This window comes from Microbacterium sp. GXF0217 (assembly GCF_054798195.1).
Genome location: NZ_JBSJZG010000008.1, coordinates 32223 through 53742 on the forward strand (window position 1 = coordinate 32223; position 21520 = coordinate 53742).

The 21520-nt window shown below is 68.1% G+C and carries 22 protein-coding genes and 1 pseudogene; 13 read left to right on the top strand and 10 right to left on the bottom strand.

Translation table 11 applies throughout. The features are described from left to right. Nucleotides 1-168 precede the first annotated feature (168 nt). The gene (phoU, locus tag ACWAT3_RS15360) at nt 169-879 is read left to right on the top strand and encodes a phosphate signaling complex protein PhoU (protein ID WP_460799815.1); all 711 of its coding nucleotides are present in this window, start codon (nt 169-171) and stop codon (nt 877-879) included. A 56-nt stretch (nt 880-935) separates the two neighbouring features. On the opposite strand, the gene ACWAT3_RS15365 is transcribed toward phoU, so the two are convergent. Then, nucleotides 936-1679 carry a phosphoglyceromutase gene (locus ACWAT3_RS15365; RefSeq protein WP_460799816.1) on the bottom strand — a complete coding sequence of 248 codons (744 nt, stop codon included), beginning with the start codon at nt 1677-1679 and terminating at the stop codon, nt 936-938. A 38-nt stretch (nt 1680-1717) separates the two neighbouring features. On the opposite strand from ACWAT3_RS15365, the gene ACWAT3_RS15370 reads away from it, so the two are divergent. Further along, entirely contained in the window at nt 1718-2539 is an 822-nt protein-coding gene (locus tag ACWAT3_RS15370) for a class I SAM-dependent methyltransferase (RefSeq protein ID WP_460799818.1), read from the top strand. Here the strand turns inward: ACWAT3_RS15370 and ygfZ are convergent. The 3 genes from ygfZ to ACWAT3_RS15385 all read right to left on the bottom strand — a co-directional run bounded on the left by ygfZ (nt 2536) and on the right by ACWAT3_RS15385 (nt 4619). After that, nucleotides 2536-3597, bottom strand: a complete 1062-nt coding sequence (gene ygfZ, locus ACWAT3_RS15375) for a CAF17-like 4Fe-4S cluster assembly/insertion protein YgfZ (protein ID WP_460799819.1) — start codon at nt 3595-3597, stop codon at nt 2536-2538. The two genes, ACWAT3_RS15370 and ygfZ, sit on opposite strands and share 4 nt — an antisense overlap. After that, on the bottom strand, nt 3594-4196 hold the full coding sequence (locus ACWAT3_RS15380; RefSeq protein ID WP_460799821.1) for a heme-binding beta-barrel domain-containing protein: 603 nt from the start codon (nt 4194-4196) through the stop codon (nt 3594-3596). Before ACWAT3_RS15380 ends, ygfZ begins: the two co-directional genes overlap by 4 nt. A 129-nt stretch (nt 4197-4325) precedes the next feature. Beyond that, complete coding sequence (locus tag ACWAT3_RS15385) at nt 4326-4619, bottom strand: hypothetical protein (RefSeq protein WP_460799822.1); 294 nt, start codon at nt 4617-4619, stop codon at nt 4326-4328. Nucleotides 4620-4746: 127 nt separating this feature from the next. On the opposite strand from ACWAT3_RS15385, the gene ACWAT3_RS15390 reads away from it, so the two are divergent. From ACWAT3_RS15390 to ACWAT3_RS15430, 9 genes and pseudogenes are all read left to right on the top strand, one after another. After that, nucleotides 4747-5430 carry a winged helix-turn-helix transcriptional regulator gene (locus ACWAT3_RS15390; protein WP_460799938.1) on the top strand — a complete coding sequence of 228 codons (684 nt, stop codon included), beginning with the start codon at nt 4747-4749 and terminating at the stop codon, nt 5428-5430. A gap of 50 nt (nt 5431-5480) precedes the next feature. Beyond that, on the top strand, nt 5481-7646 hold the full coding sequence (locus ACWAT3_RS15395; protein WP_460799823.1) for an RNA degradosome polyphosphate kinase: 2166 nt from the start codon (nt 5481-5483) through the stop codon (nt 7644-7646). Next, nucleotides 7643-8626, top strand: coding sequence for an NUDIX hydrolase (locus ACWAT3_RS15400; protein ID WP_460799825.1), 984 nt, complete (start codon nt 7643-7645; stop codon nt 8624-8626). Before ACWAT3_RS15395 ends, ACWAT3_RS15400 begins: the two co-directional genes overlap by 4 nt. A gap of 151 nt (nt 8627-8777) precedes the next feature. Next, on the top strand, nt 8778-9884 hold the full coding sequence (locus ACWAT3_RS15405; protein WP_460799826.1) for a phosphate ABC transporter substrate-binding protein PstS: 1107 nt from the start codon (nt 8778-8780) through the stop codon (nt 9882-9884). Nucleotides 9885-10017: 133 nt separating this feature from the next. Continuing rightward, nucleotides 10018-10986 carry a phosphate ABC transporter permease subunit PstC gene (pstC, locus tag ACWAT3_RS15410; protein ID WP_460799827.1) on the top strand — a complete coding sequence of 323 codons (969 nt, stop codon included), beginning with the start codon at nt 10018-10020 and terminating at the stop codon, nt 10984-10986. Between the two features lies 1 nt (nt 10987). Next, complete coding sequence (gene pstA, locus ACWAT3_RS15415) at nt 10988-12079, top strand: phosphate ABC transporter permease PstA (RefSeq protein WP_460799829.1); 1092 nt, start codon at nt 10988-10990, stop codon at nt 12077-12079. Between the two features lie 38 nt (nt 12080-12117). Then, nucleotides 12118-12897, top strand: coding sequence for a phosphate ABC transporter ATP-binding protein PstB (pstB, locus tag ACWAT3_RS15420; protein ID WP_460799831.1), 780 nt, complete (start codon nt 12118-12120; stop codon nt 12895-12897). Nucleotides 12898-13138: 241 nt separating this feature from the next. Next, nucleotides 13139-13252: pseudogene (locus tag ACWAT3_RS15425) on the top strand (type IV toxin-antitoxin system AbiEi family antitoxin domain-containing protein); the annotation flags it as partial. A gap of 84 nt (nt 13253-13336) precedes the next feature. Continuing rightward, entirely contained in the window at nt 13337-14002 is a 666-nt protein-coding gene (locus tag ACWAT3_RS15430) for an endonuclease domain-containing protein (protein ID WP_460799940.1), read from the top strand. A gap of 134 nt (nt 14003-14136) precedes the next feature. Here ACWAT3_RS15430 and ACWAT3_RS15435 read toward each other — a convergent pair whose 3' ends face one another. The 5 genes from ACWAT3_RS15435 to ACWAT3_RS15455 all read right to left on the bottom strand — a co-directional run bounded on the left by ACWAT3_RS15435 (nt 14137) and on the right by ACWAT3_RS15455 (nt 19087). Next, on the bottom strand, nt 14137-15021 hold the full coding sequence (locus ACWAT3_RS15435; protein ID WP_460799833.1) for an aminodeoxychorismate lyase: 885 nt from the start codon (nt 15019-15021) through the stop codon (nt 14137-14139). 286 nt (nt 15022-15307) lie between these two features. Then, complete coding sequence (locus tag ACWAT3_RS15440) at nt 15308-15934, bottom strand: DNA-directed RNA polymerase subunit beta (protein WP_460799834.1); 627 nt, start codon at nt 15932-15934, stop codon at nt 15308-15310. A 19-nt stretch (nt 15935-15953) separates the two neighbouring features. Continuing rightward, nucleotides 15954-16739, bottom strand: a complete 786-nt coding sequence (locus ACWAT3_RS15445; RefSeq protein WP_460799835.1) for an anti-sigma factor — start codon at nt 16737-16739, stop codon at nt 15954-15956. Continuing rightward, the gene (gene sigK / locus ACWAT3_RS15450) at nt 16736-17335 is read right to left on the bottom strand and encodes an ECF RNA polymerase sigma factor SigK (protein ID WP_460799837.1); all 600 of its coding nucleotides are present in this window, start codon (nt 17333-17335) and stop codon (nt 16736-16738) included. Before sigK ends, ACWAT3_RS15445 begins: the two co-directional genes overlap by 4 nt. 39 nt (nt 17336-17374) lie before the next feature. Further along, a complete protein-coding gene (locus ACWAT3_RS15455) occupies nt 17375-19087 on the bottom strand; it encodes a cytochrome c biogenesis protein DipZ (protein WP_460799838.1) in 1713 nt (570 codons plus the stop codon). A gap of 154 nt (nt 19088-19241) precedes the next feature. Between ACWAT3_RS15455 and ACWAT3_RS15460 the strand changes: the two genes are divergently transcribed. Both ACWAT3_RS15460 and ACWAT3_RS15465 read left to right on the top strand, forming a co-directional pair. Continuing rightward, nucleotides 19242-19907, top strand: coding sequence for a fasciclin domain-containing protein (locus ACWAT3_RS15460; protein WP_460799840.1), 666 nt, complete (start codon nt 19242-19244; stop codon nt 19905-19907). 470 nt (nt 19908-20377) lie between these two features. Beyond that, a complete protein-coding gene (locus tag ACWAT3_RS15465; protein WP_460799842.1) occupies nt 20378-20935 on the top strand; it encodes a dihydrofolate reductase family protein in 558 nt (185 codons plus the stop codon). Here ACWAT3_RS15465 and ACWAT3_RS15470 read toward each other — a convergent pair whose 3' ends face one another. Then, nucleotides 20936-21451 carry a CGNR zinc finger domain-containing protein gene (locus ACWAT3_RS15470; RefSeq protein ID WP_460799844.1) on the bottom strand — a complete coding sequence of 172 codons (516 nt, stop codon included), beginning with the start codon at nt 21449-21451 and terminating at the stop codon, nt 20936-20938. Nucleotides 21452-21520 lie beyond the last annotated feature (69 nt).

Sequence of the window (21520 nt, forward strand, 5' to 3'; positions counted from 1 at the left end):
CGGCTTCGGCGAGTTTCCGCGCGAGAACGGGCTCCGTCGAACTACTATTCACGTTCTGGGCACCGTTCGTTAACCTTCGACGAACACAATCGCTTCGGGCCCGCGCAAAGCGCTGCGCCCGACGATCGGCCCTACCACGCCGCTGAGACCCGAAAGGTTGCGCCGCACATGCGCGAAGTCTTCCACCAGTCCCTCGAGGACCTCCAGTCCCGCCTCGTGGAGATCGCCGATCTTGTCACGGTCTCGATCGACAAGGCGACCAGGGCGTTCGCAACGAGCGATGTCTCCCTCGCCGAAGAGGTCATCGCCGATGACGCCAAGATCGACGAGCTCGCCGTGGCCCTCGACGAGCAGGCGATCGAGATCCTCGCCCGCCAGCAGCCCGTCGCCCGCGACCTGCGCATCGTCGTGACCGCACTGCGTGTGAGCGCGTCACTGGAGCGCATGGGCGACATGAGCGAGCACATCGCCCAGCTCGCCCGTCTGCGCTTCCCCGAGCGCGCCATCCCGAAGGGCTTGAAGAGCACGTTCCTGAAGATGGGAGAGCTCGACGTCGAGATCTCGCGCACGCTGAGCGAGCTGCTGCGCACCGAGGACCTGCGCTTCGCCGACGTGATCCGCAACGCGGACGACGATGTCGACGAACTGCACGCGAGCGTCTTCGAGAAGGTGCTCAGCGACAACTGGAAGGGCGAGGCGCACGCGACCGTCGACGCCACGCTCGCCAGTCGCTACCACGAGCGCTTCGCCGACCACGCGGTCGCCGTGGCGAAGAAGGTCGTCTACCTGTCGACCGGCGACTGGGACGTGCAGGAAGCGGACATCGTCCTCGCGCTCGAGGCCCAGGCGGCAGAGCAGCAGGAACTCGGGCACGCCTGACCCGTTCATGACGAAGGCCGGATGCTGCGACAGCATCCGGCCTTCGTCGTGAAGTCCTACTTCTTGCCCTGCGCGGCGACCGCAGCGGCACCGGCGGCGGCTGCCTCGGGGTCGAGGTAGCGACCGGGGCCGGTCGGGACGTTGTCGTCGTCGAGCTCGTACACCAGCGGAATGCCGGTGGGGATGTTCAGCTCGGCGATGTCGTCGTCGCTGATGCCCTCGAGGTGCTTGACGAGGCCGCGCAGCGAGTTGCCGTGCGCGGTCACGAGGACGGTCTTGCCGGCCTCCAGGTCAGGGACGATGGCGCTCTCCCAGTAGGGCAGCAGACGGTCGATGACCAGCTTGAGCGACTCGGTGCGCGGCACTTCGCCGTCGATGCCGACGTAGCGCGGGTCGTTCACCTGGCTGAACTCGCTGTCGTCGTCGAGGAGCGGCGGCGGGACATCGAACGACCGGCGCCAGAGCTGGAACTGCTCTGGGCCGAACTGCTCGAGCGTCTCGGCCTTGTCCTTGCCCTGCAGCTCGCCGTAGTGGCGCTCGTTCAGGCGCCACGACCGGGTCACGGGGATCCAGAGGCGGTCGGCCGCGTCCAGCGCGATGTTCGCGGTCTGGATCGCCCGGCTGAGCAGCGAGGTGTGGAGCACGTCGGGGAGGAGGCCCGCCTCGGCGAGCAGCTCGCCACCGCGGCGCGCCTCGGCTTCGCCCTGTGCGTTCAGGCGGACGTCCACCCAACCGGTGAACAGGTTCAGTTCATTCCATTCGCTCCGGCCATGGCGGAGCAGGATCAGGGTGCGCGTCATGATCCCAGCTTATCGAGCAGCCCTGCCAGGATTGACCCATGGCGTCATCTCCGCTCGGCAGACCGACGCGCGGCACCACCGGCACCAACCGACTGCGGCGCAACGATCGGTGGATCGCCGCATCGACCGCGTTCCGAGCGGCAGCGGATCCGCTGGTGGTCGATCTCGGCTACGGCGCGAGCGGGGTCACAGCGTTCGAGCTCGCCACCCGGCTCGCGCGCGTCCGCACGGATGCCGAGGTCCTCGGTCTTGAACTCGACCCCGCGCGCGTGACGACCGCCCGTGCGCAGCTCGCCGACGTCCGCACCGGCCGCACCCCGTTCGCCCCCGGCATCCGCGTGTCGTTCGAGCGGGGCGGGTTCGAGGTGCCGGTCCCGGGGGGACGGCGCCCAGCGGTGATACGGGCGATGAACGTGCTGCGGCAGTACGACGAGACGGATGTCGCACAGGCCTGGCGCACGGTCGCTTCCCGCCTCGCCCCCGACGGGCTGTTCATGGAGGGGACGTGCGATGAGATCGGCCGGATCGCGAGCTGGGTCGATGTGACCGCCGACGGCGAGCCCACCCGCTTCACGATCTCGCTGCGGTTGGCCGAGCTCGAGCGCCCCGGCATCGTCGCCGAGCGACTGCCGAAGGCGCTCATCCATCGCAACGTGCCGGGCGAGCCCGTGCACGACCTGCTCGTCGACCTCGACCGGGAATGGGACAGAGCCGCTCCCCTGTCGACGTTCGGTGCGACGCAGCGCTTCATCGCCGCAGCGACCGCGCTGAAGGCGCAGGGCTGGCCGGTGCTCGCCGGGCGCAGCCGCTGGCGTCTGGGAGAGCTGACCGTGCCGTGGTCGGCGGTCGCGCCCCGTTAGGAGCGGCGGGACAGCCGCGTGAGCTTGGGGACGTCGACGGTCGCGCCGGCGTCCGCGGGCACGATCACCTGCTGCGCGGCGGCGATGTCGACCCCGTCCGCGCGCACGATCAGATCGCCCTCCGGTGCGCGACGGGAGAGGATCGCCAGCGCGATCGGGCCGTCCTCGTGATGACGGGCGACCGACGTCACGCGCCCCACTTCGGACTCCCCCGCGAACACGGGCGAGCCGGGAGCGGGCAGCACGTCATCGCTGCCGTCCAGGTGGAGCGCTGCGAGCCGACGCGGCGGGTGGCCGAGGTTGTGCACCTTCGCCACCGTCTCCTGCCCGCGGTAGCAGCCCTTGTTCAGATGCACCGCGCTGCGGATCCAGTCCGTCTCGTGCGGCAGCGAGCGCTCGTCCACCTCTGCGGCCCAGCGCGGCCGCCACGCGGCGACCCGCAGCGCCTCGGCTGCGAGCAGCCCGGCGGCTTCGACCGTGTCGGCGAGGGATGCCGCGGCATCCGGTTCCACGATGGCGACCCGCCACGCGTAACCGGCCGACGGGTGCTCGGCGACGTGGGAGTACTGGTGGCCGCCGATCTGCACGCGCTCCCACGGATCAGCCCAGACCAGGGGTCCGGCGAGCGCGGCCTCGGCCGCGCCGCCGGCGAAGAATCCCAGCAGCGCGCGCTCCGGGCGCGGTTCGATCGTGACCTGCGCGCGGAAGACCATGCGCTTCAGCCACAGCAGCAGTGCATCGGCATCCACGGAGTCGACGATCAGCCAGGCCGATGCGCCGTCGTCGACGATGCCTGCGGCATGCTCGACGTGGCCCTGCGGGTCGAGGATCAGCAGTTCGCTGCTCTCCCCCGGCGCCAGCCGCGTCGTCGCCTGCGATGTGAACGAGTCCAGCCAGCTCAGCCGTTCGGGGCCGGCGACCTCGATGACCGTCCGGTCGCCGAGCAGCACCACGGCGTCGCCGGAGATCAGGCGCCGCTGCTCGCGCATCGGCTCGCCGAAGTGCGCGATGACGCCGTCGTCCAGCACCGCACCGGGAAGACCGGCGAAGCCCGTCATACCTTGGCCAGCCGCGCGGACGCGTGCGAGCCGAGCTCGGATCCGAGCGCCGCGATGTCCCATGCCCACAGCAGGTGGCCGTCCACGAGTCCGTACATGCGGCTCGCCGCAGCGTAGTCCTTGCCGCCCGCCCCGCGGACGATCGCGTCGGTCGCGATGTCGATGCGCGGGCCGGCGATCTCGCCCAGGTACAGTTCGAGCGCACCGTCGGAGTGCGCGATCGAGACCTCGAGCGGGAATCCGCCGGAGTCCGCGCGCAGCAGTTCGACGTCGTCGGCCGTGCGGGCCGGTGCGTCCTCGACCGGCGGCAGCAGGGCGGGTCCAGCGTCGGCGGCGCCCGCGGGTCGCGCGATGCGCCAGAACCCGGACTCGGCGACCAGCGGCACCGATTCCTCGCCCTCGGCGCGGGCGAGCCACCCGGTGGCGGAATAGTTCAGGTACGGCCCGCCGTCGTGGCTGAAGCTCACGCGGTGCGTGAACTCGCCCTCGTAGTGGTGATCACCGACCTGGTAGTCGATGACGCCCGTGCCCTCCCAGACGCCCAGCAGCCAGGACAGCGGAACGAGATCCGCTGGTAGGTCGGTCGGAAGCTCGAGCACGATCGATCAGCGCTGGCCGCGGAACAGGTTGCGCAGGACAACGGCGGACACGAACACGATCGCGAGGCTCGCGAGGCCGAGCAGACCGATGAAGAAGAGCTCGAGCGCGAAAAGATCCATGGCTCTACTCTATCCCGCGGTGCCGATGGCGGCGAGGCCGAAGCCCACCGAGATGACTCCCATGAGCAGAAGCGCGCCCAGAATGCTCGCGGACACGCGCACGATGAAGCCGTGCGTGCGCCCGTAGCCCAGCTGCATCGCGAACGCGAGGAGCACGATCCCGCCGAACGCCACGAGCAGCGCAGGCATGCGCCAGGGCTCGACGACGAAGATCCCGATCGCGACGGCCGCGAGCAGCGCGACCGCCCATACGACGAGCATGCCGGTGAGGGCGTTGCGCGGAGCCAGGGCTGGTTCGGACATGGCTTCATTGTCCCCCATCACCACCGTGCGCGTCATGCGCGCCACCGGCATCGGTATCATGGGGCGCACGGCGTCGTTCGCGATCGTCGTCAAGGGCGACGGTCTTCGGCGCCCGAAAGGACTTTGCGTGGCACTGCTTCTGGTTCTGACCTCCGCCCCGACTGCGGAGTCCGTTCTGCCCGCCCTCGATCTGCTCAGCCATCGGGTCCGACAGATCCCCGCCGAGCCCGCCCAGCTGGTCTCGGCGCCAGAGAGCGACATCGTCATCGTGGACGGTCGGCAGGACCTCGCCGGTGCCAAGTCGCTGTGCAAGCTGCTGCGCACCACGGGGCAGGATGCCCCGTTGCTGCTCGTCGTCACCGAGGGCGGCATGAGCGCCGTGTCCGGAGACTGGGGCATCGACGATGTCCTGCTCTCCACCGCGGGCCCCGCCGAGGCCGATGCCCGCATCCGCCTGGCGATCGCCCGCAGCGAGGAGAACTCCGAGCCGGCGCGCGTGCACGCGTCCGGCGTCACGATCGACGAGCAGTCCTACTCGGCCAAGCTGCACGGTCGCCCGCTGGATCTGACCTACAAGGAGTTCCAGCTGCTGCACTTCCTCGCCACGCATCCCTCGCGCGTGTTCACGCGTGAGCAGCTGCTCAGCGAAGTATGGGGATACGACTACTTCGGCGGCACCCGCACGGTCGACGTGCACGTCAGGCGTCTGCGCGCCAAGCTCGGCGATGCCGATCACATCATCGGGACGGTCCGCAACGTCGGCTACCGGTTCAACATCTATGAGGACGACCAGCTCGCCGGCGCGCGCTGACACGACTGAAGTTCACGCGCACGTCACCTGGCGATGCTTAGATGATTCCCATGATGGATCCCTCTCTTGCCGATGCCGGACTCGGAGATGCCGAGGACGACGATTTCGACGCTCTCGGCGTCGAGGACGCGCAGCTGCCAGACCACCGCTACCTCGACCGCGAGCTGAGCTGGCTCGCGTTCAACCAGCGCGTGCTCGAACTGGCCGAGGATCCGACGTTGCCCGAACTCGAGCGGGCCAACTTCCTGGCGATCTTCGCGAGCAACCTCGACGAGTTCTTCATGGTCCGCGTCGCCGGGCTCAAGCGCCGCATCCTCACCGGACTCGCCGTCCCGACCAACGTCGGCCGCGCGCCGACCGACGTCCTCTCCGACATCTCCCGCGAGGCCCAGGCGCTGCAGCTGCGCCACGCCGCCGTCTGGACCGACTCGGTGCGACCGGCACTGGCGGATGCCGGGATCGAGATCTCGGAGTGGAACGAGCTCACCGCCGGCGAACGCGAAGCCCTGGGCGAGTACTTCCAGGCTCAGGTCTTCCCGGTGCTCATGCCTCTGGCCGTCGACCCTGCGCATCCGTTTCCTTACATTTCCGGGCTGTCGCTGAACCTCGCGATCCGCATCCGCAACGCCCGCACCGGGCGGCAGGAGTTCGCGCGTCTGAAGGTTCCGCCCATGCTGCCGCGCTTCGTCGAGGTACCCGGCGCGAGCGAGATCAAGCGGTTCCTGCGACTCGAAGAGCTCATCGCCAACCACCTCGGCGATCTCTTCCCCGGCATGGAGGTGCTCGACCACCACGCGTTCCGCCTCACCCGCAACGAGGACGTCGAGATCGAAGAGGATGAGAGCGAGAACCTCATTCAGGCGCTCGAGGCCGAGCTGCTGCGGCGGCGCTTCGGTCCGCCCATCCGTCTGGAGATCACGGACGACATGGATGACGTGACCCTCGATCTGCTGGTGACGGAGCTCGACATCACCGATCAGGAGGTCTACCGCCTCCCCGGTCCGCTCGACCTGCGCGGTCTGTTCGACCTGAGCCGCATCCAGCGACCGGACCTGCGCTACCCGCCGCACCTGCCCACGACCGCGCTAGCCTTCCAGCCCGGCGACAACAACGAGCGCAGGGACATCTTCACCAGCATCCGCAAGCGCGACGTTTTGGTGCACCACCCGTATGAGTCCTTCGCGACCAGCGTGCAGGCCTTCCTCGAGCAGGCCGCGCGCGACCCGCATGTCCTCGCCATCAAGCAGACCCTGTACCGCACGTCGGGAGACAGCCCTGTGGTGCAGGCGCTCATCGACGCGGCGGAGGCGGGCAAGCAGGTGCTCGCGCTGGTCGAGGTCAAGGCACGTTTCGACGAGGCCAACAACATCGTCTGGGCGCGCAAGCTCGAGAAGGCCGGCGTGCACGTCGTGTACGGCCTGGTCGGCTTGAAGACGCACTGCAAGCTCGCCCTCGTCATCCGCGAGGAAGACGGGATGCTGCGGCACTACTCGCACGTCGGGACGGGAAACTACAACCCGAAGACCAGCCGGATCTACGAGGACTTCGGGCTCTTCACCGCCGATCCGCAGGTCGGCAAGGACCTCACCCGACTGTTCAACGAGCTCAGCGGCTACGCGATCGAGAAGAAGTTCAAGCGCCTGCTCGTCGCACCGCTGCACCTGCGCAAGGGGCTGCTGCGCCAGATCGATCACGAACGGCAGAACGCGCTGGACGGCAAGCCAGCGCACATCCGGATCAAGGTCAACTCGATGGTCGACGAGCAGATCATCGACGCGCTGTACCGCGCCAGCGCGGCCGGCGTCAGGGTGGATGTCTGGGTGCGCGGCATCTGCAGCCTGCGCACGGACCTGCCGGGCATCACCGACAACATCACGGTCCGCAGCATCCTCGGTCGCTACCTGGAGCACTCGCGCATCTTCGCGTTCCACAACGACGGCGACCCGCAGGTGCACATCGGCAGCGCCGACATGATGCACCGCAACCTCGACCGTCGCGTCGAGGCTCTGGTCCGGGTCGTCGACCCCGCCCACGTCACCGAGCTGCTCACGCTGTTCGACACGGCGATGGACGACGGCACCAACTCCTGGCACCTGGGTGCGGAAGGCGTGTGGTTACGCCACACCGTGGATGCGGAGGGCAAGCCGCTCATCGACCTGCAGGATAAGACGATGAACCAGATCCGCAGGCGGCGCCGGAGCCGTTCGGTGCGATGACCTTCGGGCGGACGCAGCACGGCACTCCCGTCGAGGTGGTGCGCGACGATCGCGCCGTGTACGCGGCCGGCGCGGTCGTGTGGCGCCTGGTCGAGGGCAGGCTGCGCATCCTGCTGATCCACCGGACCAAGTACCGGGACGTCACGCTGCCCAAGGGCAAGGTGGATCCCGGCGAGATGCTCGCTGAGACCGCCGTCCGAGAGGTGCATGAGGAGACCGGCATCCGGGTCGCCCTCGGAGTTCCCGTCGGGGTAAGCCGGTACTTCATGCGGCCCAAGCGTCAGAAGGTCGTGCACTACTGGTCCGCTGAGGCGACAGAGGACGCCATCCGGCGCTCGACGTTCGTGCCGAACGGCGAGATCGCTGCGATCGAGTGGGTGAGCCTGAAGAAGGCTCGCGCGCAACTGAGCTACCCCGTCGACACCGAGATCCTCGACGCGTTCGAGAAGCTCGTCGACGACGGAGTGCTGCACACGTTCCCGGTGATCGCGCTGCGCCACGCGAAGGCGCTGCCGCGGTCGGAGTGGGACGGCCCCGATGCCGGACGCCCGCTCACCGAGCGCGGCAAGCGGCAGGCGAAGGCGATCGTCGCACCTCTGCGCGCCTTCGGGGTGCGCAAGATCGTCACGAGCGATGCCGTGCGCTGCGTGCAGACCATCGCTCCCCTCGCGAAGGCGCTCGACCGCAAGCCGGTTGAGACCCCTCGTCTGAGTCAGGATGCGTGGGAGGACGGCTTCTCCGACGTCCGCGCTGTGATCGGCAAGCGGGTGCGCGCTCGCAAGCCAGCCGTGATCTGCAGCCACGGGCCGGTGCTGCCCGACGTCCTCACCGAGATCGCACTCGCCACCGGCACGCTGCGGGGCTCCTACGTGTCGACCGCTTCGGCCCTCGACGTCGCCGCATTCTCAGTCGTGCATCTGTCGGCGACGAACCCGGGGTCGGGAATCATCGCGATCGAGACGCACGTCCCGAACCTCTGACGGCGCCTGACGCCGCCTGGTGGCGACCCCAGAGGGTTGCCGCCCGTTCACCTCTCGTTTACCTGCGCGGGAGAGTCTCGTTAACCGTCACCCCTAGCGTCACTGTGTGCCCTGCACCGGGCCCCACCCATCATCGATCGAAGGATCCACAGTGAAGATCTCCCGAATCGCACGTATCGGCGCCATCGGCGCCGTCGCCGCTCTTGCGCTCGCCGGCTGTGCCGCGAACGAGGCGCCCGCGGACGACTCCTCGTCGGAGGCCCCCTCCACGTCGACGCTCTCCGGCACGGTCGAGGCCACCGGCGCCTCCTCGCAGGAAGCAGCCCAGCAGTCCTGGGTCGCCGCGTTCCAGACCGCGAACCCCGACACGACCATCAACTACACCGCGACGGGCTCTGGCACCGGCCGCGAGAACTTCATCGCCGGTTCGTCGAACTTCATCGGCTCCGACCGTGCGTTCAACGCCGAGGAGATCGCCGCTGGCGGCTTCGGCTCCTGCGCCTCCGACGACATCGTCGAGGTCCCGGTCTACATCTCGCCGGTCGCCGTCGCCTTCAACCTTGAGGGCGTCGACCAGCTCAACCTCGACGGCGAGACGATCGCGAAGATCTTCTCCGGCGCCATCACCAAGTGGAACGACGCCGCGATCGCCGACCAGAACCCGGACGCCACGCTGCCGGACCAGGCCATCATCCCGGTGCACCGCGCCGACGCCTCCGGCACGCAGGAGACGTTCACCACGTACCTGAACGCCGTCGCTCCCGACGTCTGGACCTACGAGCCCAGCGACGAGTGGCCGCTCTCCACCGGTGAGGCAGCCGACGGCACCTCGGGCGTGGTCAGCGCGATCACCAGCGGCGCCGGCTACATCGGCTTCGCCGACGCGTCGCAGGCCGCCGACCTGGGACAGGTCGCGATCGAGGTCGAGGGCGAGTACGTCCCCTACTCGGCCGAAGCCGCTTCCGCACTCGTCGCCGCCTCGCCGCTCGAGGAGGGCCGCTCGGCCCACGACCTCGCGTTCGCCGTCGACCCGGCCGCTGCCCCCGCCGGCTCGTACCCGATCGCCCTCGTCTCCTACCTCATCGGCTGCGTCGAGTACGACGACGCCGAGACGGCCGGTCTGGTGAAGGCGTACTTCGAGTACGTCGCCTCCGCCGAGGGCCAGGACGTCGCGGCCGAGGCCGCAGGCAGCGCCCCGATCTCGGACGAGCTGCGCGAGCAGGTCGTCGCCGCGATCGACGCCATCGTCACCGAGTGACGGAGCTCTCAGCGACACGCTGAGAGCCTCGCCACCGTCGCCCTCGCGGCGCAGGTCCAGTGAACGGCCAGCGCCGCGGGGGCACCCGCATGAAAACCAGCAGATCCCTACGATCACCTGTGGAGCCGCTCAGATGACCACCACCACGACGGGACCCGATCACACCCGTTCGTCCGCGTCGCGCTCAGCCCTGCAGCGCCCGGGAGACCGCATCTTCTCCGGCACCGCACTCGGCGCCGGCATCATCATCCTCGTGACGCTCGCCGCTGTGGCGGTGTTCCTCATCGTCCAGTCGGTCCCGGTGTTCGCGACGAACCCGGCCGACAACCACATCCTCGAGGGCGAGCCGTTCCTCAGCTGGGTGTGGCCGTTCGTCTTCGGCACGCTCTGGGCGAGCCTCATCGCTCTGATCATCGCGGCACCGATCGCGATCGGCATCGCGCTGTTCATCTCGCACTACTCGCCGCGCAGGCTGGCCGGCTTCCTGGGCTACGTCATCGACCTGCTCGCCGCCGTCCCCTCCGTCGTCTTCGGTCTCTGGGGCGCCCTGACCTTCGCGCCGATGCTTGTGCCCGTGTACCAATGGCTGAACACCAACCTGGGCTTCATCCCGCTGTTCGCCGGGACGCCATCCGGCAGCGGTAAGACGATCCTCACGGCATCCCTGGTCCTGGCAGTGATGATCCTGCCGATCATGACCGCCATCTGCCGCGAGGTCTTCCTGCAGACTCCGAAGCTCCACGAGGAGGCCGCTCTCGCCCTGGGCGCGACCCGCTGGGAAATGGTCCGGATGGCCGTCCTGCCGTTCGCCCGCAGCGGCATGGTGTCCGGCGCGATGCTCGGTCTCGGCCGCGCGCTCGGCGAGACCATGGCCGTGACGCTCGTACTGTCGCCGCTCGGTCTGGTCACGTTCCGGTTGCTCACCCCCGAGAACCCGACGACGATCCCGGCCATCATCGCGCTCCGCTTCCCCGAAGCCCACGACTCCGGCGTGAACACGCTCATCGCCGCTGGTCTGATCCTGTTCATCGTGACCTTCGCGGTCAACTTCGTCGCGCGCTGGATCGTGTCCCGCCGCGCCGAGTTCTCGGGAGCCAACTGACATGACTGCCACCGCCACCCCCGTGGTCGCCTCCACGCGCACCACCACTGCAGGTCACCTGCCGAAGTGGGCTCCGTGGGCACTGCTCGCCATCTGCCTGGCGATCTCCGCCGTCATCTTCGCGTTCGCCAACAGCAGCGGAGACCCGGCCGACTTCAACATCGTCCTGACCGTCGTGCTCGGCATGATCTTCTACCTGGTGCTCATCTTCGTGCTCTCGAGCGTTGCGGAGAGCCGCAGGCACGCGACCGATCGCCTGATGACCGCGCTCGTCTCGTCGGCGTTCGTCGTCGCTCTGCTGCCGCTGATCTCGCTCCTGTACACCGTCGTCGTCAACGGCCTCACCCGGTTCGATGCGGAGTTCTTCAGCTCGTCGATGCGCAACGTCGTCGGCGAAGGCGGCGGTGCGGTGCACGCGATCTGGGGCACGGTCCTCATCACGCTCGGCGCCACCATCATCTCGGTGCCGATCGGTCTGATGACCTCGATCTACCTGGTCGAGTACGGCCAGGGAAGGAAGCTCGCCCGCGGCATCACGTTCCTGGTCGACGTCATGACCGGCATCCCGTCGATCGTCGCCGGTCTGTTCATCTACTCGGTCTTCGCGCTGATCGTCGGGCCCGGTACCCGGATGGGCATCATGGGCTCGCTGGCGCTGTCGGTGCTGATGATCCCGGTCGTCGTGCGCGGCTCGGAAGAACTGCTGCGCATCGTCCCGAACGAACTGCGTGAGGCCGCATACGCGCTCGGCGTTCCCAAATGGCTGACGATCCTCAAGGTCGTGCTGCCGACGGCCATCGCCGGAATCACCACGAGCATCATGCTCGCGATCTCGCGCGTCATCGGCGAGACCGCTCCGCTGCTGCTCACGGTCGGCATGGTGCAGGGCATGAACCTGAACATGTTCAGCGGGCAGATGGCGACGCTGCCGGTGTTCTCGTACATGCAGGCCAAGTATCCCGGCATCCCTGCGGATGCCTACCTCGATCGCGCCTGGGCCTCGGCTCTCACGCTGATCGTGATCGTGATGGTGCTCAACCTCGTCGCACGCATCATCGCCAAGGTGTTCTCCCCCAAGACTGCCGGCCGCTGAGCCGCAAACCGACCCGACTGAAGAAGAAGGTTCCGCAGATGTCCAAGAGCATCGAAGTCAACGACCTCAACGTGTATTACAGCGATTTCCTCGCTGTGGAGGGCGTCAACATCGACATCAAGCCCAACACCGTGACCGCATTCATCGGCCCCTCGGGTTGCGGCAAGTCCACCTTCCTGCGCACACTGAACCGCATGCACGAGGTCATCCCCGGCGCGCGCGTCGAGGGCGAGGTGCTGATCGACGGCCAGAACCTCTACGGCGCGAGCGTCGACCCCGTGCTCGTTCGCCGCCAGGTCGGCATGGTGTTCCAGCGTCCGAACCCGTTCCCCACGATGTCCATCAAGGAGAACGTGCTCGCGGGCGTCAAGCTCAACAACTCCAAGATGGCCAAGAGCGATCAGGAAGCGCTCGTCGAGCAGTCGCTCCGCGGCGCGAACCTGTGGAACGAGGTCAAGGACCGTCTCGACAAGCCGGGCTCCGGGCTCTCCGGCGGCCAGCAGCAGCGTCTGTGCATCGCGCGTGCGATCGCCGTGTCGCCGGACGTCATCCTGATGGATGAGCCGTGCTCCGCGCTCGACCCGATCTCGACCTTCGCGATCGAGGAGCTCATCGGCGAGATCAAGAACGAGTACACGGTCGTGATCGTGACGCACAACATGCAGCAGGCGTCCCGCGTGTCCGACAAGACGGCGTTCTTCAACATCGCCGGCACGGGCCAGCCGGGCAAGCTCATCGAGTACGACGACACCGCCACGATCTTCACCACGCCCAGCGTGCAGGCGACCGAGGACTACGTCTCGGGCCGCTTCGGATGACCTGAGGCTCTTTCTCGGGTCGGCCTCGTGCCGACTTCCGGATGCTGCGGTGATCGAGCGGCGTGTCGCATCGGCGACACGCCGCTTTCGCGTCTGTCCGCCCGGTATTCGGCCCGGCTCACTCGCCGTGCACAGTATCGACGTTTGCACGACTTGTCCACGGATGCCGAGATTCGGTGGATCCCTGCGGATCACGACGCGGAATCCTCGTGGGATGTCGTTCCTTCTTGCCTCCGCGGCGATGCGTGCCATTGGCCCCCTCGCCCGTACGCATGAACTCCGCGCACGCGGAGTGACCAGACGCGAGATCGCGCGTGCCGCCGCGGCCGGAGAGATCCGCCGGGTGCGCCACGGCGTATACGCACGCGTAGATGCGTCGGATGCCCAGGTCCACGCGGCCGAACACGGTGGTGCGCCTGCCTGTTCGGACGCGGGGCGCATGCATGGGCTCTGGATCATCGACACGCCTGAGGAGAAGGAGGCGCCGTTGCATCTCTGGTTCGGCACTGCCGGAGAGCCCCGCTCGTGCCGGCGCCCGTCGTGCACGGATGTCACCGCGCATTGGGATGCCGGGCGCGTGATGCTCGGACACTTGCCGCCTGTGGAGAACGTCCTGCTCCAGATCGCCTTCTGCGCCGGCGAGGAAGCCTTCTTCGTCGCACTGGAGTCGGCGCTTCGACAGAGCCGCGTGTCGGCGCGCGAGCTGCGCTGGCTGGGATCGCGATTGCCTCCGCCGATGCGCTGGCTGCTTGGCTTCGCCCGGACCGATGCCGACAGCGGCTTGGAGTCGCTCGTGCGCCTGCGTCTGCACCGGGTCGGAGTCACCGTGCGCACGCAAGTTCAGATCGATGGCGTCGGCGAGGTGGACTTCGTGATCGGTGACCGTCTCATCATCGAGGCGGACGGCAAGGAGAACCACGACGATGCCGACAAGGACCGGCGGAGCGGGTCGCGTCGGCACAAGGATCTGCTGCGCGACGCTCGAGCCGCCGCGCTCGGATACGAGACTCTGCGATTCGACTACGCGATGATCATCCATGATTGGGGCACCGTGGAGACTGCGATCCTGGCGAGGATCGCGATCGGCGCGCATCTCCGGGGCTGATCCGCGTCTCGCGGACCGCGCCGTCCGTGCCGATTTCCGGATGCCTCGACTCCTCTCGGCGTGTCCAGATCGGCGGCCGATGCAACGCGCCGAACCGACGCCGTGCCGTCCGGAACTCGGTCCGCTGCACGCACTCAGTCGCGCGGGGACAGCAGGTAGCGGTTCAGCGCCGCCGTGAACTCGGGGTCGTTGGTGATCGCGCGTCCATCGATCGCGGTGATGGGCGCTGCCAGGCGGACGCTCGACACCAGCCACGCGGCATCCGCCGTCGCCAGATCGGATGCCGGGACCTGCACGTAATCCGTCGTGAACCCCTGAGCGGTGAGGTGGTCGTACACGCTGAGCTGCGTCGTGCCGTGCAGGATGCCGCCGTTCGGTGCGGGCGTCACGAAGCGGTCGCCGAATCGCAGGATCAGCGAGGCAGTCGGCGCTTCGAGCACGAATCCGTCGCTGGACAGGAAGATCGCGTCGTCCGCCCCGCGCCGGGCGGCCTCGCGGAGCGCCGCCATATTCACCGCGTACGACAGCGTCTTCGCTCCGAGCAGCAGCCACGGCGCGTTCTCCGCCGCGTCGAGCGCGTACCCGCGGTCGAGGGTCACGACCCGGATCCCTTCCGTGCGCACCCAGGAGAAATCGGACGCCGGGGCTGCCGTGACCCAGGCGGTCGGCGTCGGGCCGTGCTCGACGCCGCGGCTGAGGATGAGCTTGATCACGGACTCCCCCGGCGGGCAGGCCGCGGCGGCCACCTGAACGGCCTGACGCCACTGCTCGACGTGGGGCGCCGGGAGATCGCACAGCTGCGCGGAGTGCGCGAGCCTGTGCAGGTGCGGCACGAGCTCCTGCGGATGCCCGTCGATCACGCCGATGGACTCGAAGACCCCGTCTCCGCGCTGCGTGCTGAGCTCTCCGACGCTGAGCGCCGGGGCCGCGGCATCCACTTCGGTGAACGTATCGGAGTAGTCGGCGCGCTCCTCAGCGGCCGGTACCGGGTCGATGATCAGGGCGAAGCGCTGTGCCATGAATCGACTCTACGACCGATGCCGCCGCCAGGAATACCTGCCGCTCTCTCGCGTTACAATGGAATGGCCGGGCCGCATAACCCCGGGCTCCAACTTCTGCCGCTGCGAGCGGCCTTCCGCCGAGAGGCGTTTTTGCGGCCCGGTCTTCTCATGCCTGGACTCTGTCTGTGCGCGTGCCGACTTCCGGATGTCTCGGTGCGCGTACGGCGCGCCAGACAGCCCGAGAGCGCCGACACGCCGTCGAGCACGGGCGCCATCCGGAAGTCGGCACGGTGACGAAGCGAGATCAGGTGAGAATTCCGCTGCGCCAGGCGCTCGCGCTCGCGCTGAGGTCCTTGGCGTACGTGCTGAGGCGCAGGGCGCGCGTCGTCAGCTCGCTCGCGCGCTGCGGCTCGGTCGTCTCGTAGTCGTCGGCAATGTGCGTGGCGCCGGACGCATGCACGCGGCAGAAGGCGGCGGCCCGTTCGAGAGCAATCGCGAAGTCTCCGCGGAACGCGCCGCGCAGGATCTCATCGATCAGAATCACCAACTCCTCCGGAGAGGCGGGTGCGGGTGCGCCGGCGACGACCGTATCGGCCGTCGCGAGCTCGACGCGGCCGCGCTCGTAGAGCAGCGCGACGGTCTGCGGGTCGTTGTGGATGGCCAACTGCAGGAGGTAGAGCCGCCAGAGGGCTCCGGGCAGGGAGACAGCAGGAGCCGCCGCCCACAGCTCCGCGATCTCGTCGATCCCGTGGTCCGCGGTGAACGCGATCAGACGCTCAGTGCTCTCCCCGCTCTCGTCCGCTCTCGCGCGCGTGATGAGTGCGGATGCCGTGGCGTGCGCGATGCGCGATTTCTCGGCGGCTCCCGCCGATCCGGCGAAGTTGTCGAACGAAGCGGATGGGCGGCGGACCGGTCGGCGGAACTCGGACATCCCTCCAGGGTAGTCGCGGTCAGGCCGTCGGGATCACGATGATCGGGTTCGTCGTCGGCGCTCCGGTCGGAGAGCCACCGGAGGCTTCGACGGTGACCGCGATCGCGTCGCCCGCCTGCATCTCGCCGCTGAGCAGCGCGGTGCTGGTCTCGCCGTCGACGTCGAAGACTCCAGCGGAGACCGGGGCATCCCCTCGCACGTACCAAAGCTCGTATGTCAGATCCTCATCGAGCGGCTCCAGCCCGTCGGTGACGAGCACCACCTCGCCCAGCGATTCCGACCAGTGGGCTGTCGCGACGCCGCCGGATTCCAGGTCGACGGAGGCCTGCTGCGCGTCCGGCGCGCCCTCGATCTGTTCGAGCGCCACGACGGATGCGGGGCGCTGCAGCTGTCCGATGACCACGGCCGCCCCCGCACCGATACCGACGATGAGGACGAGGCAGGCGGCGAGCGCGAACAGCATCCGGCTTCGTCGTCGAGGTGCGGATTCGGCCGACGATGCGGCGGATGCGGTAGTGGCGGGCCCTGCGGGTTTCGCGACGGCAGGCTCGGTGGATTTCCGCGCATCCGACGCGATCTGCGGGGTCTGGGCGATCCGGGCCAGCAGGTCAGCACGCAGGGCTGCCGGAGGCGCGACGTCTTGGACTGCGGCTGCCAGGTGGGCCGCCGACTCGGCATCCGTCTCGGTCAGCCCCTGCCACTCCGGATGCGCACGGAGGGCGTCCGCGTATCGGCGCTCGTCCTCGGCGGACAGGGCGTTCAGCGCGTGTCCGGCCGACAGCTCGGCGAACTCCTGCTCGTTCATGCGATCACCCCCATCTCGCTCCGCAGTCGCGTGAGCCCGTCTCTCATCCGTGTCTTGATGGTCCCCAGCGGCGTCTTGCTGAGAACCGCGATCTCGCTCTGGCTGTAGCCGCCGTAGTACGCGAGAACGAGAGCCTCGCGCTGCGCTTCGGGAAGCATCCCGAGCGCCGCGACCACCTGTTCTCCTGCCATGCTCAACTCGACGTGCTCGGCGACACTGTCATGTGCGATCCCCAGATCGCGGATCCCCGCTTTCACGTCACGGTCGGTGCTCGCCTGCGAAGCGCGCACCCTGTCGACTGCTCGACGGTGGGCGATGGTGAGGATCCAGGTTCTTCCCTGCCCCTTGTTCGGAGCGAAACGCGCAGCGGATTGCCACACCTCCAGAAAGACCTCCTGGAGCACCTCTTCGCTCTGCGAACGGTTGACGAGGACGCGCAGGATGAGCCCGAAGACGCGAGAGGACAGCATGTCGTAGAGCTCGGCGAACGCTCGCTGGTCGCCATCGGCGACGCGAAGGAGGAGGTCGGCGGCGAGATCCCCCGCCGAGCCGTCCTCCGGCACATCCACGCCGTCGATCACCATCTCCATAAGCATGCCGCATCCACCTCCTCTCTCTCGCATCCCGCGCACCACTCACCCGAACGTGAACGAATACACCTCGACGCCGGCGGGTACCTCGACCGTGATGACGCCGCGGTCGGCGGCATCCGTCTTCACGGCTTCGTAGGAGCGCGGCGTCCCATCCACCGTGAGGGTCCGCTGCTCACCATCGGCATCGCGGATGGTGATCTCCCCCGAGCCGGCGAGGACCATACGGACCTCGGATGCCCGATAATCGAGCCGGATCGTCCCGCCGTCGTCACCCGGGGTCGCGTACTGCGTCGCGATCTCCCAGCTGCCCTCGAGCGCGAAGCTGTCCTCCGGCTGCTCATCAGGCAGCTCGAAATCGGATGTCCCCGCGCCGTAGCGTCCGTCGCCGCCGTAGTTGACGTCCTTCGACGAGCCGAGGAACGTCTCCCGCGTCGTCGAGCCGACCTCGGGGGTCGTGTCCTCGATCTCCGTCGGCTCGGGGAGCGAGACATCGGGGTCCGCCGTCTCGAGCAGCTCGCGGATCAGCTTCTCCGTCGCGGCGTAGTTGCCCTCGCCGAAGGAGATGTGCCGCACGACGCCCTCGGCGTCGATCAGGTAGTGAGCCGGCCAGTACCTGTTGCGGTAGTTCGTCCAGGTCGACAAGTTGTTGTCGAGGGCGACCGGGTACTCGATCCCGAAGTCGGCGATGCCGGCGGCGACGTTTCCCGGGTCCTTCTCGAACGCGTACTCCGGCGAGTGGACGCCGATGACCTGCAGCCCGGCATCCGCGTAGGCCTCATCCCAGGCCACGACGTGCGGGATCGATCGCTGGCAGTTGATGCAGGAGTACGCCCAGAAATCGATCAGCACCACCTGCCCGCGCAGGTCCTCGAGGTCGACGGCCGCACCATCCGGCGTGTTCATCCACTCCTGGATGCCGCGGATCGACGGCGCAGTGCCGCAGGATTCCAATTCCTCGGCGCCGTTGGTGCAGTTGTCCAGCTCGCGGTTCTCGTCCGTGACGAGACCGCCGAGGTCGAGAGCATCCGCCTGCTCCTCGGCCAGATCCTGCTGCAGCCCGGCGGTGTAGTCCGGCAGGAGGCGCTGCAGCAGCTGCGGCACGTTGAAGATGAGGCCGACCGCGAGGGCGATCATCGCGATGCCGGCGGCGATGCGCAGCCCGCGCTCGCGGGTGCGGAAGGCGCGGATCCGCTCGATGAGTCCGCGTCCGGCGAGGGCGAACACGAGAAGCGGGATCGCCACGCCGATCGCGAACGAGAGGGTCAGCAGCACCGTGCCGATGCCGATCTGCCCGGTAGAGCCGGCGACGATGATCGCCGCGAGCACGGGTCCGGCGCACGGCACGAAGACGGCACCGAGCGCGAGGCCGACGCCGAAGCCGCTCCCGCGATTCTGGACCTCCTTCTTTGGAAGCCATTGGAACGGCTTCTCCAGGATCCGTTCGAACTTCGGCACGAGCAGACCGATGCCGATGAGGATCAGCACGACGATTCCGACCCAGCGGATGATGTCCTGCGGCAGGTTGAGCAGTCCGAGGATCAGGGACCCGACCAGCGTCACGAGGCTGAAGCTCAGCACGAGTCCGGCGATCACGAAGTACGGACGACTCCGCCGAGCCGGCAGGAAGTCTCCTCCGCCTTCGAACCGCGCGGACTGCGCGCCTCCCGTGAGGAAGATGACCGGCAGCACCGGCAGGATGCAGGGTGAGATCCCCGTGATGAGGCCGCCCAGCAGCCCGATGATGATGAGGTCCATTTCCTCGCCTTCCGTCGCGAGTACTTCGGCTCAGACCCCTCGATCGGATTGGCCGGGAAGTTTTTTCGATCCGGTCCCATCCGATCGCGCAGAGGCTCCGAAGAAGCTGTGACGCCGCGGGAAGGCCGCGGCACCGATCTCCGGAGGTAGAGAGATGTTCAGCACCAAGAAGAAGATGACCGCAGCACTGTCGCTCGGCTTCGCCAGCGTTCTCGTGCTGGCAGGCTGTTCCATGAGCAGCGACACGGCGGACGAGTCGACCGAGCCCAGCGCACCCGAGACGTCCGAAGAGACGACCGAGACGCCCGACACCATGGATCCCGCCGCGAATCTCGTCGGCCCCGGCTGCGAGGCCTACGCGGAGGCCGTTCCGGACGGCGACGGCTCGATCCAGGGCATGTCCCAGGACCCCGTGGCGGTGGCCGCCTCGAACAACCCGCTCCTGACGACGCTCGTCGCAGCGGTGAGCGGCCAGCTCAACCCGGACGTCAACCTCGTCGACACTCTCAACGGCGACGAGTTCACGGTCTTCGCACCGGTGGATGACGCGTTCGCCGCGATCGACCCCGCGACCATCGAGGGCCTCAAGACGGACTCGGCCACGCTGTCGTCGATCCTGACCTACCACGTGGTCCCCGGTCAGATCGAACCCGCCGACATCGCCGGCACGCACACCACCGTGCAGGGTGCCGACCTCGAGGTCACCGGCGAGGGCGACATGTGGATGGTCAACGACGCCAACATCGTGTGCGGCGGCGTCCAGACCGCGAACGCGACCGTGTACCTGATCGACGCGGTTCTCATGCCCCCGGCTCAGTGAGCCAGGGCCGCGCCGTCTTCGGGGGAGGAACGGCGCGGGTCAGTCGCATGGGGATGCGCTGAACAACGAAGGGCCGTCGGCGAGCTGTGTCGCCGACGGCCCTTTGCCGCATCTAGGATGGAACCACGGGCCTCTAGCTCAGTTGGCAGAGCATCGGACTTCAACACAATAGGAGCGCCTCGAGGGAAACCTCGAGGATGACACCACTCAAAGTCGGGGAACCCTTCCTGGGAAACCAGTTGGCAATCCCGAGCCAAGCCGGACGCGAGTCCGGAAGGTGTAGAGACTGGACGGGTGGCACCTACAGCGAAAGCCATGGTGAAGGGACAGTCCAGACCACGAACATCCGTGAGGATGGCGGCGAAAGCCGAAGTGGCAGGTTAATCCGCGGGTCGTGGGTTCGAGCCCCACGGGGCCCACCGTATTCCGGCGCGTAGACGCAATGTCTGCGCCCGGCCTAAGCTCACCCCATGGGAAAGCTGACGTTCAGCATCAACGTCACCCTGGACGGGTGCGTCGATCATCAAGAGGGAATCGTCGACGACGAGACGCACGCGTACTACACGCGCCTTTTGGCCGCGTCGGGCGCCATGCTGTGGGGCCGCGTCACGTACGAGATGATGGAGAGCTACTGGCCGGCCGTCGCCCGCGGCGACGCGGATGCGCCGCAGGCACTGCGCGACTGGGCGGTCACGCTGGAGGGCAAGCCGAAGTACGTCGTCTCGTCCACGCGGACGGACTTCCCCTGGGCCGGCAGCCACCGCATCACCGGCGATCTGCGCACCGGCGTGCAAAACCTCAAGGACGCGACCCCGGATGGTGTGCTCCTCGGCAGCGGTGCGCTCGCAACTGCGCTCGACCGGATGGATCTGATCGACGAGTACCGGTTCCTCGTGCATCCCCGGATCGCCGGCCATGGACCGACTCTCTACCAGGGCGGGGTGAAGAGCACACGGCGGCTCGAGCTGGTCTCGGCTCAGCCGATGCGCAGCGGCGTCGTCGCGATGCACTATCGGCGCGCGGATTGATCATGCCCGAGCGCGGTGCCGCCGCACGGCGGCGCGATTCGCGCACCGCACCGAGCAGAACCGCTGGCGACCGTTGCGGGTGACGTCGACCACGACGTTCGTGCACGGCTGGGCCGCACACCGCCCGAGCCGGCTCATCCCCCGGGTGACCAGATGCAGAGACGTTCCGACGCTGATGACCGCCCGCAGCACGAACGGCAGAGAGTCGTTGTCGTCGCGATAGTGCAGGTGCCAGCCCTCGCCGTCGTGGTCGGTGAGGCGGGGATAGGCGGCGGCCTGCGCCATCTGCGCGTTCAGCAGCGACGCCCGCTGCTCCGGCAGCGGGGCATCCACGATCTCGAGCCAGTCGTCGATCACGCAGCGCACGGCGGCGTGATCGTCCGGCGCCGGCGGGAAAATCATCGTCATGCCCTGGTCCCGGGTGCGATCCTCGATCCCGGCGCGATCCGCCGGCCAGTCGTTCGCCAGGGATGCCGCGAGCAGCACCGGGTACTCACCGTAAGGGTTGAGATGCATAAGACCATTACATCACGATGGACTCATGACTTCACTGCACACGCGTCCGATCCCTCGCCCGGACCTCCG

What these genes read in the sequence shown, in the direction of transcription:
- phoU (WP_460799815.1), top strand. Translation starts at nt 169, where the DNA reads ATGCGCGAAGTCTTCCACCAGTCCCTCGAGGACCTCCAGTCCCGCCTC.
- ACWAT3_RS15365 (WP_460799816.1), bottom strand. Translation starts at nt 1,679, where the DNA reads ATGACGCGCACCCTGATCCTGCTCCGCCATGGCCGGAGCGAATGGAAT.
- ACWAT3_RS15370 (WP_460799818.1), top strand. Translation starts at nt 1,718, where the DNA reads ATGGCGTCATCTCCGCTCGGCAGACCGACGCGCGGCACCACCGGCACC.
- ygfZ (WP_460799819.1), bottom strand. Translation starts at nt 3,597, where the DNA reads ATGACGGGCTTCGCCGGTCTTCCCGGTGCGGTGCTGGACGACGGCGTC.
- ACWAT3_RS15385 (WP_460799822.1), bottom strand. Translation starts at nt 4,619, where the DNA reads ATGTCCGAACCAGCCCTGGCTCCGCGCAACGCCCTCACCGGCATGCTC.
- ACWAT3_RS15395 (WP_460799823.1), top strand. Translation starts at nt 5,481, where the DNA reads ATGATGGATCCCTCTCTTGCCGATGCCGGACTCGGAGATGCCGAGGAC.
- ACWAT3_RS15400 (WP_460799825.1), top strand. Translation starts at nt 7,643, where the DNA reads ATGACCTTCGGGCGGACGCAGCACGGCACTCCCGTCGAGGTGGTGCGC.
- pstC (WP_460799827.1), top strand. Translation starts at nt 10,018, where the DNA reads ATGACCACCACCACGACGGGACCCGATCACACCCGTTCGTCCGCGTCG.
- pstA (WP_460799829.1), top strand. Translation starts at nt 10,988, where the DNA reads ATGACTGCCACCGCCACCCCCGTGGTCGCCTCCACGCGCACCACCACT.
- pstB (WP_460799831.1), top strand. Translation starts at nt 12,118, where the DNA reads ATGTCCAAGAGCATCGAAGTCAACGACCTCAACGTGTATTACAGCGAT.
- ACWAT3_RS15430 (WP_460799940.1), top strand. Translation starts at nt 13,337, where the DNA reads ATGCATGGGCTCTGGATCATCGACACGCCTGAGGAGAAGGAGGCGCCG.
- ACWAT3_RS15435 (WP_460799833.1), bottom strand. Translation starts at nt 15,021, where the DNA reads ATGGCACAGCGCTTCGCCCTGATCATCGACCCGGTACCGGCCGCTGAG.
- ACWAT3_RS15440 (WP_460799834.1), bottom strand. Translation starts at nt 15,934, where the DNA reads ATGTCCGAGTTCCGCCGACCGGTCCGCCGCCCATCCGCTTCGTTCGAC.
- ACWAT3_RS15445 (WP_460799835.1), bottom strand. Translation starts at nt 16,739, where the DNA reads ATGAACGAGCAGGAGTTCGCCGAGCTGTCGGCCGGACACGCGCTGAAC.
- sigK (WP_460799837.1), bottom strand. Translation starts at nt 17,335, where the DNA reads ATGCTTATGGAGATGGTGATCGACGGCGTGGATGTGCCGGAGGACGGC.
- ACWAT3_RS15455 (WP_460799838.1), bottom strand. Translation starts at nt 19,087, where the DNA reads ATGGACCTCATCATCATCGGGCTGCTGGGCGGCCTCATCACGGGGATC.
- ACWAT3_RS15460 (WP_460799840.1), top strand. Translation starts at nt 19,242, where the DNA reads ATGTTCAGCACCAAGAAGAAGATGACCGCAGCACTGTCGCTCGGCTTC.
- ACWAT3_RS15465 (WP_460799842.1), top strand. Translation starts at nt 20,378, where the DNA reads ATGGGAAAGCTGACGTTCAGCATCAACGTCACCCTGGACGGGTGCGTC.
- ACWAT3_RS15470 (WP_460799844.1), bottom strand. Translation starts at nt 21,451, where the DNA reads ATGCATCTCAACCCTTACGGTGAGTACCCGGTGCTGCTCGCGGCATCC.